At 40.4% G+C, this 14,395-nt stretch carries 13 protein-coding genes, 16 tRNA genes, 1 rRNA gene and 2 pseudogenes; 25 read left to right on the forward strand and 7 right to left on the reverse strand.

Annotated elements, in window-relative coordinates; all coding sequences use genetic code 11:
- Window positions 1-171 precede the first annotated feature (171 nt).
- From rrf to ACSLGF_RS13360, 17 genes are all read left to right on the forward strand, one after another.
- A 5S ribosomal RNA gene (gene rrf / locus ACSLGF_RS13280) occupies window positions 172-287 on the forward strand.
- Window positions 288-296: 9 nt separating this feature from the next.
- Window positions 297-371: transfer RNA gene (locus ACSLGF_RS13285), tRNA-Asn, on the forward strand.
- Between the two features lie 4 nt (window positions 372-375).
- A tRNA-Ser gene (locus ACSLGF_RS13290) sits at window positions 376-466 on the forward strand.
- A gap of 19 nt (window positions 467-485) precedes the next feature.
- Window positions 486-560: transfer RNA gene (locus ACSLGF_RS13295), tRNA-Glu, on the forward strand.
- Between the two features lie 32 nt (window positions 561-592).
- Window positions 593-668, forward strand: a tRNA-Val gene (locus ACSLGF_RS13300).
- 15 nt (window positions 669-683) lie between these two features.
- Window positions 684-760, forward strand: a tRNA-Met gene (locus tag ACSLGF_RS13305).
- 48 nt (window positions 761-808) lie between these two features.
- Window positions 809-885: transfer RNA gene (locus ACSLGF_RS13310), tRNA-Asp, on the forward strand.
- 19 nt (window positions 886-904) lie between these two features.
- Window positions 905-980: transfer RNA gene (locus ACSLGF_RS13315), tRNA-Phe, on the forward strand.
- A 6-nt stretch (window positions 981-986) separates the two neighbouring features.
- Window positions 987-1,059: transfer RNA gene (locus ACSLGF_RS13320), tRNA-Thr, on the forward strand.
- 27 nt (window positions 1,060-1,086) lie between these two features.
- Window positions 1,087-1,171 (forward strand) — tRNA-Tyr (locus ACSLGF_RS13325).
- Between the two features lie 13 nt (window positions 1,172-1,184).
- Window positions 1,185-1,258: transfer RNA gene (locus ACSLGF_RS13330), tRNA-Trp, on the forward strand.
- 24 nt (window positions 1,259-1,282) lie between these two features.
- Window positions 1,283-1,358 (forward strand) — tRNA-His (locus ACSLGF_RS13335).
- A 9-nt stretch (window positions 1,359-1,367) separates the two neighbouring features.
- A tRNA-Gln gene (locus tag ACSLGF_RS13340) sits at window positions 1,368-1,439 on the forward strand.
- Window positions 1,440-1,446: 7 nt separating this feature from the next.
- Window positions 1,447-1,521 (forward strand) — tRNA-Gly (locus ACSLGF_RS13345).
- A gap of 5 nt (window positions 1,522-1,526) precedes the next feature.
- Window positions 1,527-1,597: transfer RNA gene (locus ACSLGF_RS13350), tRNA-Cys, on the forward strand.
- A 14-nt stretch (window positions 1,598-1,611) separates the two neighbouring features.
- Window positions 1,612-1,700, forward strand: a tRNA-Leu gene (locus ACSLGF_RS13355).
- A 37-nt stretch (window positions 1,701-1,737) separates the two neighbouring features.
- Window positions 1,738-1,819: transfer RNA gene (locus ACSLGF_RS13360), tRNA-Leu, on the forward strand.
- A 311-nt stretch (window positions 1,820-2,130) separates the two neighbouring features.
- Here the strand turns inward: ACSLGF_RS13360 and ACSLGF_RS13365 are convergent.
- From ACSLGF_RS13365 to ACSLGF_RS13390, 6 genes and pseudogenes are all read right to left on the reverse strand, one after another.
- Window positions 2,131-2,265 carry a hypothetical protein gene (locus tag ACSLGF_RS13365; protein ID WP_456006157.1) on the reverse strand — a complete coding sequence of 45 codons (135 nt, stop codon included), beginning with the start codon at window positions 2,263-2,265 and terminating at the stop codon, window positions 2,131-2,133.
- A 34-nt stretch (window positions 2,266-2,299) separates the two neighbouring features.
- Window positions 2,300-2,869 (reverse strand): annotated as a pseudogene (locus tag ACSLGF_RS13370) (aminoglycoside phosphotransferase family protein); the annotation flags it as partial.
- A 257-nt stretch (window positions 2,870-3,126) separates the two neighbouring features.
- The gene (locus ACSLGF_RS13375) at window positions 3,127-3,675 is read right to left on the reverse strand and encodes a histidine phosphatase family protein (RefSeq protein WP_456006160.1); all 549 of its coding nucleotides are present in this window, start codon (window positions 3,673-3,675) and stop codon (window positions 3,127-3,129) included.
- A gap of 69 nt (window positions 3,676-3,744) precedes the next feature.
- Window positions 3,745-3,933 (reverse strand): hypothetical protein, encoded by a 189-nt coding sequence (locus ACSLGF_RS13380; protein ID WP_456006162.1) that lies wholly within the window; start codon window positions 3,931-3,933, stop codon window positions 3,745-3,747.
- Window positions 3,934-4,075: 142 nt separating this feature from the next.
- On the reverse strand, window positions 4,076-4,345 hold the full coding sequence (locus tag ACSLGF_RS13385) for a hypothetical protein (protein ID WP_456006165.1): 270 nt from the start codon (window positions 4,343-4,345) through the stop codon (window positions 4,076-4,078).
- A gap of 65 nt (window positions 4,346-4,410) precedes the next feature.
- Window positions 4,411-4,851: a DUF7021 domain-containing protein gene (locus ACSLGF_RS13390; protein ID WP_456006167.1), complete on the reverse strand. Its 441-nt coding sequence runs from the start codon at window positions 4,849-4,851 to the stop codon at window positions 4,411-4,413.
- 511 nt (window positions 4,852-5,362) lie between these two features.
- Between ACSLGF_RS13390 and ACSLGF_RS13395 the strand changes: the two genes are divergently transcribed.
- Window positions 5,363-7,306, forward strand: a complete 1,944-nt coding sequence (locus ACSLGF_RS13395; RefSeq protein WP_456006170.1) for an LTA synthase family protein — start codon at window positions 5,363-5,365, stop codon at window positions 7,304-7,306.
- Between the two features lie 156 nt (window positions 7,307-7,462).
- A complete protein-coding gene (lepB, locus tag ACSLGF_RS13400) occupies window positions 7,463-8,029 on the forward strand; it encodes a signal peptidase I (RefSeq protein WP_456006173.1) in 567 nt (188 codons plus the stop codon).
- Window positions 8,030-8,260: 231 nt separating this feature from the next.
- Here the strand turns inward: lepB and ACSLGF_RS13405 are convergent, their stop codons facing one another.
- Window positions 8,261-9,553 (reverse strand): homocysteine synthase, encoded by a 1,293-nt coding sequence (locus ACSLGF_RS13405; protein WP_456006176.1) that lies wholly within the window; start codon window positions 9,551-9,553, stop codon window positions 8,261-8,263.
- 292 nt (window positions 9,554-9,845) lie between these two features.
- On the opposite strand from ACSLGF_RS13405, the pseudogene ACSLGF_RS13410 reads away from it, so the two are divergent.
- The 6 genes and pseudogenes from ACSLGF_RS13410 to ACSLGF_RS13435 form a co-directional block, all read left to right on the forward strand.
- Window positions 9,846-9,965 (forward strand): annotated as a pseudogene (locus ACSLGF_RS13410) (FbpB family small basic protein); the annotation flags it as partial.
- 743 nt (window positions 9,966-10,708) lie between these two features.
- Window positions 10,709-10,921 carry a hypothetical protein gene (locus ACSLGF_RS13415; RefSeq protein WP_456006179.1) on the forward strand — a complete coding sequence of 71 codons (213 nt, stop codon included), beginning with the start codon at window positions 10,709-10,711 and terminating at the stop codon, window positions 10,919-10,921.
- Between the two features lie 116 nt (window positions 10,922-11,037).
- Window positions 11,038-11,784, forward strand: a complete 747-nt coding sequence (locus tag ACSLGF_RS13420) for an ABC transporter ATP-binding protein (RefSeq protein WP_099728241.1) — start codon at window positions 11,038-11,040, stop codon at window positions 11,782-11,784.
- Window positions 11,762-13,228 (forward strand): hypothetical protein, encoded by a 1,467-nt coding sequence (locus ACSLGF_RS13425; RefSeq protein ID WP_456006183.1) that lies wholly within the window; start codon window positions 11,762-11,764, stop codon window positions 13,226-13,228. The genes ACSLGF_RS13420 and ACSLGF_RS13425 overlap by 23 nt, the downstream gene beginning before the upstream one ends.
- Complete coding sequence (locus ACSLGF_RS13430; RefSeq protein ID WP_456006186.1) at window positions 13,212-14,117, forward strand: PqqD family protein; 906 nt, start codon at window positions 13,212-13,214, stop codon at window positions 14,115-14,117. The genes ACSLGF_RS13425 and ACSLGF_RS13430 overlap by 17 nt, the downstream gene beginning before the upstream one ends.
- Window positions 14,114-14,395, forward strand: coding sequence for a hypothetical protein (locus ACSLGF_RS13435; RefSeq protein WP_099728238.1), 282 nt, complete (start codon window positions 14,114-14,116; stop codon window positions 14,393-14,395). The genes ACSLGF_RS13430 and ACSLGF_RS13435 overlap by 4 nt, the downstream gene beginning before the upstream one ends.

A 14,395-nucleotide genomic window follows, 5' to 3' on the forward strand; every position in this document is an offset into this window, starting at 1 on the left:
TGAGGTGGAAGCGTGGTGACACGTGGAGCTGACAGATACTAATAGATCGAGGACTTAACCTATATTCTAATGTGAAGCATGAACATTGTTATCTAGTTTTGAGAGAACATTTTTAAAATATCTCTTGATTTATTTTCAATACATAGTATAATATCTTTTGTCACTAAATTGTCTGGTGATGATGGCGAAGAGGTCACACCCGTTCCCATACCGAACACGGAAGTTAAGCTCTTCAGCGCCGATGGTAGTTGGGGGTTTCCCCCTGTGAGAGTAGGACATCGCCAGGCTTTCTTCATTCCGCAGTAGCTCAGTGGTAGAGCTATCGGCTGTTAACCGATCGGTCGTAGGTTCGAATCCTACCTGCGGAGCCAATTTGGAGAGCTGTCCGAGTGGCCGAAGGAGCACGATTGGAAATCGTGTAGGCGGTAACCCCGTCTCAAGGGTTCGAATCCCTTGCTCTCCGCCACAAGATACATATAATAGAGGGCCCGTTGGTCAAGCGGTTAAGACACCGCCCTTTCACGGCGGTAACACGGGTTCGAATCCCGTACGGGTCACCATTTTTATAGAATACATACCAGCATTTTTATTCGGAGGATTAGCTCAGCTGGGAGAGCATCTGCCTTACAAGCAGAGGGTCGGCGGTTCGAGCCCGTCATCCTCCACCATATCTTTTATATCGTCGCGGGGTGGAGCAGTTCGGTAGCTCGTCGGGCTCATAACCCGAAGGTCGCAGGTTCAAATCCTGCCCCCGCAACCAAATTATTTTATATACCAATAGGGAGTACTCATTGAGTGCAACCAAAATGGTCCGGTAGTTCAGTTGGTTAGAATGCCTGCCTGTCACGCAGGAGGTCGCGGGTTCGAGTCCCGTCCGGACCGCCATTTTTCAAAAGTAATACTTGGCTCGGTAGCTCAGTTGGTAGAGCAACGGACTGAAAATCCGTGTGTCGGCGGTTCGATTCCGTCCCGAGCCACCACTATTTGCCGGTGTAGCTCAATTGGTAGAGCAACTGACTTGTAATCAGTAGGTTGGGGGTTCAAGTCCTCTTGCCGGCACTGTTTTTCTTTATTATTTCCATATGTGGAGGGGTAGCGAAGTGGCTAAACGCGGCGGACTGTAAATCCGCTCCCTCCGGGTTCGGCGGTTCGAATCCGCCCCCCTCCACCATTTTTACTTTCATAGGGGCATAGTTTAAAGGTAGAACAGAGGTCTCCAAAACCTCCGGTGTGGGTTCGATTCCTACTGCCCCTGCCAATTATATGATTCATAACATCTATGGCGGTTGTGGCGAAGTGGTTAACGCACCAGATTGTGGCTCTGGCACTCGTGGGTTCGATTCCCATCAATCGCCCCATTTTATTATTGGGCTATAGCCAAGCGGTAAGGCAACGGACTTTGACTCCGTCATGCGTTGGTTCGAATCCAGCTAGCCCAGTTGATATGCGGAAGTAGTTCAGTGGTAGAACACCACCTTGCCAAGGTGGGGGTCGCGGGTTCGAATCCCGTCTTCCGCTCCAATCATGGCGGCATAGCCAAGTGGTAAGGCAGAGGTCTGCAAAACCTTTATCCCCGGTTCAAATCCGGGTGTCGCCTTTTTTGAAAAGACTGCCGGGGTGGTGGAATTGGCAGACACACAGGACTTAAAATCCTGCGGTAGGTGACTACCGTGCCGGTTCAAGTCCGGCCCTCGGCACCATTGATTTTTATCATAAGTTGCGCTCTTTAATGATCATGCCGGTGTGGCGGAATTGGCAGACGCGCACGACTCAAAATCGTGTTCCTCACGGAGTGCCGGTTCGACCCCGGCCACCGGTATCTATTAAAATTTTCATAATCGGTAATTGAATTTAATATACCGTTAAACTAACGTTTCTCCATTGTGGTGAGGCGTTTTTTTGTTTTCCCATCACCTCTAATCGAAGTTGCGAAGGGGAGAAAGCTATCGTAAGAACAACTTAAATGTTATAGTTAGTGGGTAATGTTCGTTCTTCAATATCCTTGAAAAAAGAAACACATTTCACAAAATTCAATAGAAAATTTGATTATTTGTCTGATGGGACGACTTATTCTCATCACCAAGTAGATCCTTTGTATAACTGTATTTATATATGGGCAAAAATACATCTCTAGATCATGACATCTTGAATGCCCTGAATTCGCTCTTGATCCACCTCAAATGTACTTAAACAAAGATCTTCATGTATATGATGAAACGAATACCACAAAGCGGATAGATAGGTTTCACAAATCTGAACAATCACACGCTGCTCCTCACTGCCCCCAAGCTCTAGTGCCTTCAATATGTTCTAATGAATCATAATGAACTACCTTACCTGTTTCGGTGCGAAAGAATCTACTTAAAGGAACACAAGTGTAAAGTGTATATGCTATATCCCAAAGCCTTGGACCAGGACTAGCAACATCAAAATCAATGATTCCAACTGGTTTTTCATGATTGAAAATAATGTTGTATATTGCAAAGTCATTATGGCACACAACCTCTATTTTGTTAGGAGTATTATCCATAAGTTCCCAATCGTCTGAAATTGGAAAGTCACGAACGGCATCATGATAAAGTCTTAGCATATTCGCTATTTCTTTTAAAGCATCATTAGAACACATGTATCCTTTTAAAGGATCATTCCCAGCTTCTCCTTCGATAAATGATAGTATCTCTCTACCTTGTTCATCAACACCTAAATATTTTGGGGCATAGCTGAAATTCTTTTTTTCCAAATGCTTTAGTAACTTGTGTATGTTAATATTGCCTGACTTTAATTCCCGTCGAACCGTATCTCCCGAACGATATACGTTTGAGACATTCCCTCCTGTCAGCAATTCTTCATTGTCGTACTGTTTTTTCATTAAAAGCCCCCTAAAGCCGGGTCACAATGACATTATCAAGCTGATACAAGATGAAAGAACAGTACCTATTTTCAAAAACAAGCAGTCTACTATGCTCAGCTTTTATCTGACTGGATTGAATTTCAGCAAACGGAGACAAGCGGGTTTATGAAATGGTGTGCGGAACTTGAAAAACCATATGAATGAGTGGAAGCCTTTTATTATCGCCAATAGGTGTATTGTGATGAGAAAACGACAGAATGGATTCTGCCGTTTTTTTATATGTTATGCCATATTCGTTCTATTTCTAAATGATCTGAGTTAAAGTATTTCAATACATAGATATCTGGATTGCTGAGCTTCTCCCACTCATTGAAGCCAATGTTCGAATCGGCGTGTTTGAGGAGCAGGCTCATGATATTGCCGTGTGTGACGAAGAGAGTATGATCTTCTTCTAAATATATTTGTTCGTATAGAATCTCTACGATCCTTTTCATGGCTTCCTGGCTGGATTCTCCGCCTTCATATGTGATGATTAAATCCGTAAAAGTGAGCTTTAGCTTTTCATACCAATCGTCCATTGATTTGCAGCTTAACACACGTTCAGAGAGACGTTCATCAATTTTCATCTTAAGTTGTTTTGCAAGGGCAAGAGGCTGAATGGTTTGGATCGCTCGTTTATAAGGACTTGAGATGATCTGATTGAGGTGTATGCTGGAAAAGAATTGGGCAAGTGTGTGTGATTGAGCGATGCCCTGCGCTGTTAAAGCCGCGTCTTTGGATTGTCCATCTGCTTGGCAGTGTCTGACGACATAATAGGTTTTCATGGGATTACACCTTTCATTAAGTATAAAAAAATCATCCAGTATTGGATGAGCATTCATGATCTAGGTTCATTAGTTCGTATCTGTTTCTTTATAGGGATCTGTGAGTTTGGAGGTCAGGTCTAAGTTGAACAAAAAATCATCTACGGTGTCTGTACCAAAGGGAAGTGTGGAAAAGTTGATTGGAATGCTGTCTTCTTGCGTTTCTGAAGCGACCGGCTGTTTGTGCTGCTTTTTTCGCCAGTTCTTAAACAAGCGCATGTGAAGCCCCCTTTTCTAAGAAAAAGATGGATTTATACATAATATACGGGGAGAGTTGTCCAAGCGTCAATTGTTTTCTTCAAAAGGTTCTATTAAATTGATACGAAAAGAGCCACAGTCAAGAGCGGCTCTTTTTGCATATTTACATGGCACGGCGTAATGCTTGCTGTACCTTTCGTTCGCATCTTAAGTTGTATCGCTTTTTATGGAGTTTATTCGTTTTCAATTGACCAATGACACGGCGAACATCTTGGTCATAAATGATGAGCTCTCTGCAAGTTTGATCATTTAATAACGCTTGAAACCAGCTATATTTTTTCAGATGTGCTGCGTTCCTTGAGATCTCTTCTTCATCTACCTGTAGAAAAAGGATGTACAGAGCAAGGGTAAAGATGTCTAAAATGAATCCCACATGACCTCCTCCTTTCATATGTTTCATTACGCTTAGAAAGAGGAAAGGTTTCATTCAATAGACATCTAAAAACAATCCCAGTGCATCAACCATTCTTTCGTTTCTTTGTCGTAATAGAAATACATGGTGCCATTATCACCGATCATGAAACGAGATTTTTCTTCTGAGGCGATTTGCAGCATGAATTCACCTGTACCTTTTCGTACCTGAAGAGTAATGATTGATTCTTTATGTAATTGTGCCTGTTTTTCCCGTAACCCCTCTTCATCTGTTAACCAGCAGAGTCTCACTTTTTCGGTTGTGATGCGGCCTTTTTCCTTCCATGCAATCAGTGGAATTGAAGCGGTCCAAAGAGATTCTTTTCCTGCTTTTCCTGCGCCTACTCCAGAAGGTCCTGTGACAGCAATCATGTCTACTAGTTCTTCTGAAAATCTTTCTTCAAATGCGTTCTTTGTTTGTTTTTCTTCATGTGATGTCCCCCCCAGCCATAAGAATGATATGATCAAAATCTATATCTTTATCACACCGCACATTAGCAGGGGAAATCAAGCCTTTTTTGCTTAAAACTGTTTTTTAGACTTACAGAAGGAGTGAAAATACATGGATTGCTGGAGTTGAGTCACAATAAAAGAGCAAATTGAGGAGTTGGGTTCGAATTTTGTATAAATTTGGGTAAATGAGTCGAAAAGCCTAGGTGATTCTTCCTTTTCTTTATAATTACTTTGACACGATTAGATGAAAAAAGTAAAGTAATACTAAGTGATTTACAAAACCTTCATCATCCACTGAAACATGAAGTGTTAGTGAATTTAATGTAAATGGATATTTTCCCTTTTATTTACTCGTATTTTTTTTGAAACTTATGATGCTTCTCATCCGTTATATTAAAGGAGCACATGTAACCGGCGGAGACAGGGCATCGGAATGCTGGGTGCAGAAGATTTACATTTGCAAAATGAATGTAAATTTTTTATGATTTCATTTATATCAGATCGAAAAAAAGAAAGAAGAGGTTTTATGAAAAAAATATTTGCGAACAAATATAGCTTTTTTGTTTTGGCTGTTCTTTTATTCTGGGCAAAATCTTACACAGCCTACAAAATGGACTTTAATTTAGGAGTGAAAGGTTCTTTTCAAGAGGGTCTTCTCTTATTAAATCCATTTAGTTCAGCCATCGTGTTTTTGGGACTTGCTCTCTTTTTGAAGGGGCGTAAATCTGCCATTGTTTTAATTGTCATTGATTTTATTATGACCGCACTTTTATATGCAAATGTAGCGTACTACCGTTTCTTTGATGATTTTTTGACTTTCTCAACAATGAAACAAGCAAGCAATCTTGGGGGAGGCATGACTGGCGGTGTGTTATCGAGCATTAAGCCACATGATCTTTTGTACTTCCTTGATATCATCATCTTGATTGCCATTGTGATTTGGAGACCGGAAGTGAAGAAATTCCAAATGAAAAAGACGTTTGCACTGCTTATTGTGGCTGCAGGTGTTGGGTTGTTCTTTGTCAATCTGCATTTAGCTGAAAAGGATCGTCCGGAATTATTAACGAGAACATTTGATCATAAGTATGTTGTCAAATATTTAGGTGTTTATAATTATACGATTTATGACGGGGTACAATCAGCGCAAAACGCAACGCAGGTCGCAAATGCGAGCAGTGAAGATTTAACTGATGTCGTGAACTATACGGCTTCTCACTATGCGAAGCCAAATGCAGAGTATTTTGGTAAAGCGAAAGGTAAAAACATCATTAAAATCCATTTAGAGAGTTTCCAGTCGTTCTTAATTGATTACAAACTAAATGGAGAAGAAGTAACGCCGTTTTTAAACAAACTGGCTCATGGAAAAGATGATTTTACGTATTTCGATAACTTCTTCCATCAGACAGGTCAAGGAAAAACAGCGGATGCTGAGCTGATGATGGATAATAGTATGTTTGGCTTGCCAGAGGGTGCAGCGTTTGTGACAAAGGGAGAAAATACCTACCAGTCGCTTCCTGCGATCCTAGATCAAAAAGCAGGCTATACAAGTGCAGTGCTTCACGGGGACTATAAGTCTTTCTGGAACCGTGACACGATTTATAAGCATATGGGAATTGATCAATTCTTCGATGCTTCATATTACAACATGGATGAAGAAAACCTTGTGAATATGGGTCTGAAGGATAAGCCGTTCTTTAAAGAATCAATCCCAATGTTAGAATCATTGAAAAAACCATTTTATGCACACTTAATGACACTGACAAATCACTATCCATTTAATTTAGATGAGAAAGATGCCACTATTCCAAAAGCAACAACTGGCGATAAAACAGTGGATAATTACTTCCAGACAGCAAGATATTTAGATGAGTCATTAGAACAATTCTTTAAGGATTTGAAAAAATCAGGTCTGTATAAAGACTCAGTTATTTTATTATATGGGGACCATAACGGTATTTCTGAAAACCATAACCGTGCCATGAGTGAAATCCAAGGAAAAGAAATTACACCGTATCAAAATGCACAAAATCAGCGTGTACCACTGATGATTCGTATCCCTGGTAAAGATGGCGGCGTGAATCATACGTATGGTGGTGAGGTTGACGTGATGCCAACACTTCTCCACTTACAAGGTATCGATTCAAACGAGTACGTGAATTTTGGGACAGATCTATTTTCTAAAAAACATGATCAAACAGTTGCATTCCGTAACGGAAACTATGTGACACCAAAATACACACTTGTAGATAACACTGTCTACGACACGAAAACGGGTAAAGTGATGAAGCAAAATAAAAAGACAGAGGCGATCAAAGCCCGTGTGGATAATCAGTTAAGTCTTTCAGATAAAGTGCTCTACAGGGATCTTCTTCGATTCCATAAGCTATCTGATTTTAAACCAGTGAATCCATCTGATTATTTCTATGGTAAAACAAACAAAGAGCAAGAAGCGGATTCTTCTGCTAAGTAACTGAGTTTTGGGCAAGCACAGAAAGGTGCTTGCCTTTTTCTCTCTTACAGCTTGATTTGTTGGCAAAATATGTTTATATTTAGGGGGAAACAAGCGTGACGTCAGCTGGAAGCTGGTGAAAACTCATTTCGTCCTAGAGGATTTCAGGAGGAGCTTATGACAACAAATACAAAAACACAAAAAAAGAAATCAGAGTTATGGGGCTGGATCAAAGCCATCTTAATCGCATTCATTGCTGTTTTTATCATTCGTAATTTTTTATTCGCACCGTACATTGTCAAAGGGTCTTCTATGGACCCGACATTGCATAATACAGAGCGGGTCTTTGTGAATAAAACCGTCGATTATTTCGGTGATTATAAACGAGGACAGATCATTGTACTTGATGGGGAAGACCGCAGCACTCATTACGTGAAACGATTGATTGGCTTACCAGGTGATAAAATTGAAATGAAAAATGACCAGCTATATGTGAATGGTCAAAAAGTGCCGGAGCCTTATTTAGCGTCAAACAAAAAGAAAGCAGCCGCAGATGGCACCTTGCTGACGCCTGATTTTGGTCCTCTTACAGTCCCTAAAGGAAAGTACTTTGTCATGGGCGACAATCGCCAGAAATCAATGGACAGCCGCAACGGCTTAGGTCTTTTTACAAAGAGTGATATTCAAGGGACAACATCATTTGTATTTTATCCTTTCCAAGATATTCGATTACTCAACCAATAATAAACAATAAAAAAGCACACAGCCGTGTGCTCAGATTAAAGAGAAAGTGGGGGTTTTCAAGACAAGGTGTCAACAAAGCCCTCATTTTTGTCTTTTCAACTGTTCACGAAACGATATATGGTGTTTTTTGCTTTCGTTACATTCAATATACGGTGTATCTAGACCTTCAAAAAAACTGTCGAGATTTTCTCGACAGCCTGAGCACACAGCCGTGTGCTTTTTTCTGTTTCTTTAAGACTGGCTTTTTGCAATCGCCTGCTCAAGATCTGCAAGGATGTCTTCAATCGCTTCTGTTCCAACAGATAAACGAATGAGTTCTGGTGTGACGCCTGTCGCCTTTTGCTCATCTTCACTTAATTGTTGATGTGTCGTACTGGCAGGATGAATGATCAGTGATTTAGAGTCGCCCACGTTTGCAAGGTGTGAGAAAAGCTGCACGGAATCAATGAGCTTTTTACCTGCTTCTCGTCCACCTTTAATACCGAATGTGAGGATTGCACCTTGTCCTTTTGGTAAATAGGTTTGAGCCAGCTCATAGGATTCATGGCCTTCAAGACCTGGGTAGCTTACCCACTCTACAAGAGGGTGATCCTGTAAAAATTGCGCTGTTTTTAACGCATTTTCACTATGTCGCTCGAGACGTAAATGCAATGTTTCTAAGCCTTGAAGAAGCAAAAATGAGTTAAAAGGTGACAGTGCTGCCCCTAAATCACGTAAGAGCTGTACACGTGCTTTTGTGATATAGGCCGCTTCTCCAATCGCTTCAGTATACGTGAGGCCATGATAACTTGGATCTGGTTCAGTCAGCCCTTTGAACTTATCACTGTCAGCCCAAGGAAACCCGCCGCTATCGACGATGACACCGCCAATTGATGTGCCATGTCCGCCAATGAATTTCGTAGCTGAGTGGACGACAATGTCTGCGCCAAACTCGATAGGTCTTAATAAATAGGGGCTGGCGAGCGTATTGTCCACAATAAGCGGAATATGGTGTTTGTGTGCAATGGCTGAGACGGCTTCAATATGTAAAATGTCGCCTTTTGGATTCCCGATGCTCTCTGCATACACTGCTTTTGTTTTATCCGTAATCGCTGCTTCAAGTTCTTCAAGATTGGATGAATCAACAAATTTCACTGTAATCCCGAGCTTTTTTAGTGTATGAGCAAACAGATTGTAGGTGCCTCCATAAAGACTGCTGGAGGATACAATTTCGTCCCCGGCTCCTGCAATGTTTAAAATAGAGTACGTAGTGGCTGCTTGTCCAGAAGAGACAGCAAGTGCACCAATTCCACCTTCAAGCTCAGCGATCCTTTTTTCAAATACGTCGTTTGTAGGGTTCATAATACGTGAATAAATATTTCCAGGTTCCTGCAGTCCAAATAAATTCGCCGCATGCTCACTATCTCTAAAACCGAAAGAGCTTGTTTGATAAATAGGTACGGCTCTTGAATAGGTCGCTGAATCAAGTTCCTGACCTGCGTGAATGGCTTTTGTTTCTAAACGAAATTGAAGTTCTTCTGACATGTGTGTATCCTCCTTTTGTTAGATAAAACCAACTACTTTGATAAGAAATATTTAATAAGACTATAAATCTTGTTTCATGCTTGGTCAACCATTTTTTAGATAAATCTGAAAAAACAATAAATATAGTTTACGGGTAGGAATAGTATGCATTAATATAAGCATACTGAAAACATCACCAAGAATGGCTGAGAAGGCTCTATCACTCAAGCATGAGTGAAGGGCCTTTTTTTATTTTCATCAGAAGGGAAGAGGAACATGGAGAAAAAGAGAAAAAACGAAAAAATACAGAAATCATATGGATCTCACACTAGACATTTTGATTGAGCGGAACAAATATGAGATTTACAGCAATCAAGAACGAATAGAAGCGATTTACGATCGAATTGATGAAAAGCATATAAGGTCAAAATAACTTTTGGGGTTAAGGGCCTTACTGTGTATATGTCTGATGACAACAGGGATCGAGATTTCATTGACAATTTCAATTATTATTGCGGATCAGTCTTTTTGGGAAGACATCCGAGCGGATGCGGAAAAATACATTGCCAAGCTGGTGAAATCAATGGGAACAATTATTTTTCTGATACAGTCTCTGCCGCAAGTTCCTCATAAATATAGAGAAAGTACAGCAGTCACTTCTAGGCAGCTGTGCTTTTTTCATCGAAAGGAAAGCGAGTCATATGTTGTGTCCTGCTAAAGAAGGTAAGGGCTTTTTTCCCAAAGTGCTTTCTTGTATATACATATTTTCGGTGTCAAGAGAAGAAGGAAAATATACTCACTTTTTTGTCGGAATTATCAGTAAATATTTCATAATTGGTGACATAACGACATGGAATTAGGACTTTTATATCTGATATATCGGAGGAATTCTTTCTATCTCACAAAAAAGAAAGAAGAAATAAATAAGATGATGAAAATGAACTATTTCAAAAAAAGAAGGAAAAATATGGTTTTATTGACATTATGTGGGTTTGTTAGTTCTTATGGGGTGGTAAAATCTAGTGGAAAAGAGAGGGTATACGCAGTTGAGAGTGAATAATTGAATAAAAAGTCACATTTTATCCAAAAGTATGTTCGGTCAAAAATGGGATCTTCTGTTGATGTTTGGAATGTGACGCCTATGATACGATCATCATAAGCTGGGAGGTGAAAAGTATGACTTATGCAGCGCCGCAAGTTGACTATTCCACTATGGAACCTGCTATTATGGACCAAGCTTGGTTCTTAGTATTTGTTGCAGTCCTTCTCGGATTGGGAGCAACAGTTGTTCTAGGAGCAGCAGTTTGGTGTTTAGCAAACGGCAAGGGTAGCTTTACAGGAGCCGTTCAGTGGGACAGTGGCTTAAAAGTCAAAATTGAATGTAAGTAGCTATACTTAGAATTCATCTTTTTACTTCTAAGATATGACACCAGGGCTAAACCGTCTGTGGCGGGCGGTTTAGCCTGATCTGTTTTTTAAAGAATATGCAGACACTTGGAGGTTATATGTTTACGATCGAGAATTTAACCAAGACGTATAAAAATAATGTGACTGCTGTCAATGATTTTCATTTAAAGGTTGCCCCTCATCAAATCGTTGCTGTTGCTGGACCGAATGGATCTGGTAAAACAACGATGATTAACTGTATACTCGGCATCATTAAGCATACAAAAGGAACGATTCACTTGCAGGACGTCACAAATGATGACCCATCCTTTAAAAAACAAGTAGCCTATATTCCAGATGACCTGCTGCTCCCTGAAGCATTGACTGGTGCTGAATATTTAGATTTTGTTTCTTCTATGTATGAATGTAAAACAATTCATAGAAGAAATCAACTAATTGAACTGTTTGATATGGACTCGGCTTTATCAAGACCGATCGAAACCTATTCACATGGTATGAAAAAAAAGACACAGCTCATTGCCGCCTTTATGCTTGATAGTCAATTGGTGATCATGGATGAGCCCTTTAGAGGACTTGATATTGAAGCGGTTATAAACACAAAGAAACTGATGAAGCGTTATGCCGAGAACCATGGTGCAATCTTGCTTTCAACGCATGATATGCTTTCAGCGGAAGAGCTGTGCCACAAAATCGCCATTATTTCTAAGGGAAATAAAATGGATGAAGGAACGGTCTCAGCCTTAAAGGAAAAGTATCAATCAAGCACACTGGAACAGGTGTTTCTGAAAGCTTCAATGTTAAGTGATAGGGGTGCACATTTTGATGAAATCATTAATCATTTCTAAAATGATGCTTAAAATGTGGCAGCAGGAGATGTATAAGCTCTTTGATACTCAAACGAAGCGAATCATTGTGGTCTTATTCTTTTTGTTTGCAGTCACAATGGGGGCCATCATTGGATATAGTTTTACTGGTGTCTTTATGAAGGCTTTCTTAAATGGAGATGAACGTTCACTTGGATTATTGGTTGTGTCGATGGCGATCAATGCATCTATTTTTACAAGCTTGTTATTTGTTCTGATCAAGGTCAGAACGCCTGAACAAGACCGGTTTTCTATGCAGCTCAGCTGGTTCCCGCTCTCTACCTTTCAGAAAAGTCTTGGATACTTCATTCCGATGGTGACAGTGGTGGCAGGGCTTGTTTTATTTTTTATCGGCATCTTGCTTTTACCTAATTTTATTGCCCAAGGAATCGGTATTTTCTTTATCCTCACTTTCTTTTTGATGGTGCTTTTGCAATCGCTGTTTGTCCTAATGCTGCTGCAGTTCATTTACAACATCACCTATTTGCTCGTTCTGAAATTAAAATTGCCGTTGCAAAAATTTGCAGCGATATTTGTTTTATTGGCACTGGTTGTGGCATATGGGTTGACGCATTTTGACATCAGTAAAATTCAGCAATCATATGTACAGTTTGATTATCATTTAATGTATTTGACAGCACCGTTTTTCCTTGCGGCACAAGGGATGTCTCCTGCAGGGGTAAATTATGCGATCTTAATCCTGTTCATCCTCTTATCTGCGGGCGGCGCATTTCTTTCTCTTGCTCTTATGCCGATTATGGCTGAGAAAAAAGCGTTAATTTTTTTAAACAAACTGCCATTCTCTTCTTCAAAAAAGTGGTCACTCATTGTAAAGGAAATCAAATCACAGGTGAGAAATGAAGAAAACATTTTAAACTTTCTCATTCTTCTTATTGTGATCTTATTCGTCCGTTATCAGTTTGCCTTCCGCTTTGAAGGAGAAGCGTTTTTTGTTCTATGTGCTCTAGCTGGATTAACAGCCTTTAATTCATTTGGCAATGATAAACGTATGCTAGGGATGTATAAAACATTTGGCCTAAGGTCGTGGGAAGTGGCTCTGTATAAGTTTATTGGACTTCTGTTCGTTGGTGTGATGCAAATTGCTTTATTCATGCTTACAACATTGACGTTTCCTGATCAGATCTCGATCCTTTTGATTGGGGCTGCTGTCCTCTGTAATGCAACGGCTCTCTTTTATGTGGTGGGTATTTTACTGCCCCTTGATCGAAATAATCCATACACCGGCATTTTTTCATTTGGAGCGCTTATTTTAATCATGATTCCCATTGTTTTTATTGGAAATTATGTCATAGGGGAGTCGAGTCAAACGCTTCAGTGGCTGCTTCTGGCAGGATTTGAAGGTCTGCTCATCTTTGCCATATACAAAGGTTTTTCATGGAGGTATTCACATGATTCAACTTCTTAACAGTAAGCTAAAGATTGAGCGGGTACCGGCTCTTGGACCGTATGTGACCTTACAAAAGAGACATTTGACTGATACGCAGTATGGAAGCACACTCCCGATTAATGAAAGTGCATATCATATGTTAACGAAAGTTGACGGCAAGAGGACAGAAGCGAGTATTACGGCAGAGCTCGCCGATTTGTTTCAGGTCGATGAGTCTGTGATTGCTCGTGATTTTTATCAATTGATGATGGGGCTGAATCAGCATCATTTGCTGTCTATTCATTATCAATCACCATATCGGATTGTCACAGCCTGCTGTCAATTTTTTAAGCAGTATCAAGTAAAGATGAAGGAACGGTTTGATTGCACAGGACACTCATTCCTTCAAATATTTGGGACGGCCTTGCTCATGGTGATGCGTAAAATCATCTTTTTCTGGGTGCTTTTCATGGTCATGGCAGGCATCGCCTTTTTATTCATCCCTGATCCATCGATTGCAGCCATTGCGATTTATTTTTCTATTATTTATTTCGGATTAATTACCGGGACCGCCTTGCATGAGGCAGCACATGGCTATGCACATCGGAAGTTTGCGGGACGGGATGGTCCCCAAGGTTTTTTTGCGAGTGATATGATGTCTGTGAAATTTGTGAGACCTGTATTAGATCCGTTTCAGAAAAAGCAGGTATGGATTACGCTGCTTGGACCGCTCGCACCAGGTGTGATCGGGGCAGCTGGCATCATTGTGACCGTGTTATGTCTGGAAGAGAACCCGATCTCGACAGGTTTCTTCATTTTTTCAATTACGTATTTTATTCAATTACTCTACCTTCTTCCGTTTATGGGGGATGGTAAGTCCATTATGAAGCAGTTATTGCTTCGTGGAATGGGAGGACAACGATCATGAACGTTCAGGCAATGAAACAAGGTGCTATTGTTGGTGGTTTCCTAGGATTCTTAGGCTTTCCGATGCTGACAATTGGTGTACTGTTCTATCATTTATTTCAATCAAAAACAAATGATGCATTATTATTTAACAGTCTCGCTTTTGAGATGGAAGGTTCGTCAGCGTTTACTTTTCAGATCAAGCCAAACTTTTTTATTTATATGATTGTCATTTTTGCGGCGAGTTTTCTCATTGTGGCATTGCTGTCGGCAATGAAACAGAAAAAAGCGAAAGATTAG

The organism is Bacillus sp. A015, assembly GCF_053851875.1.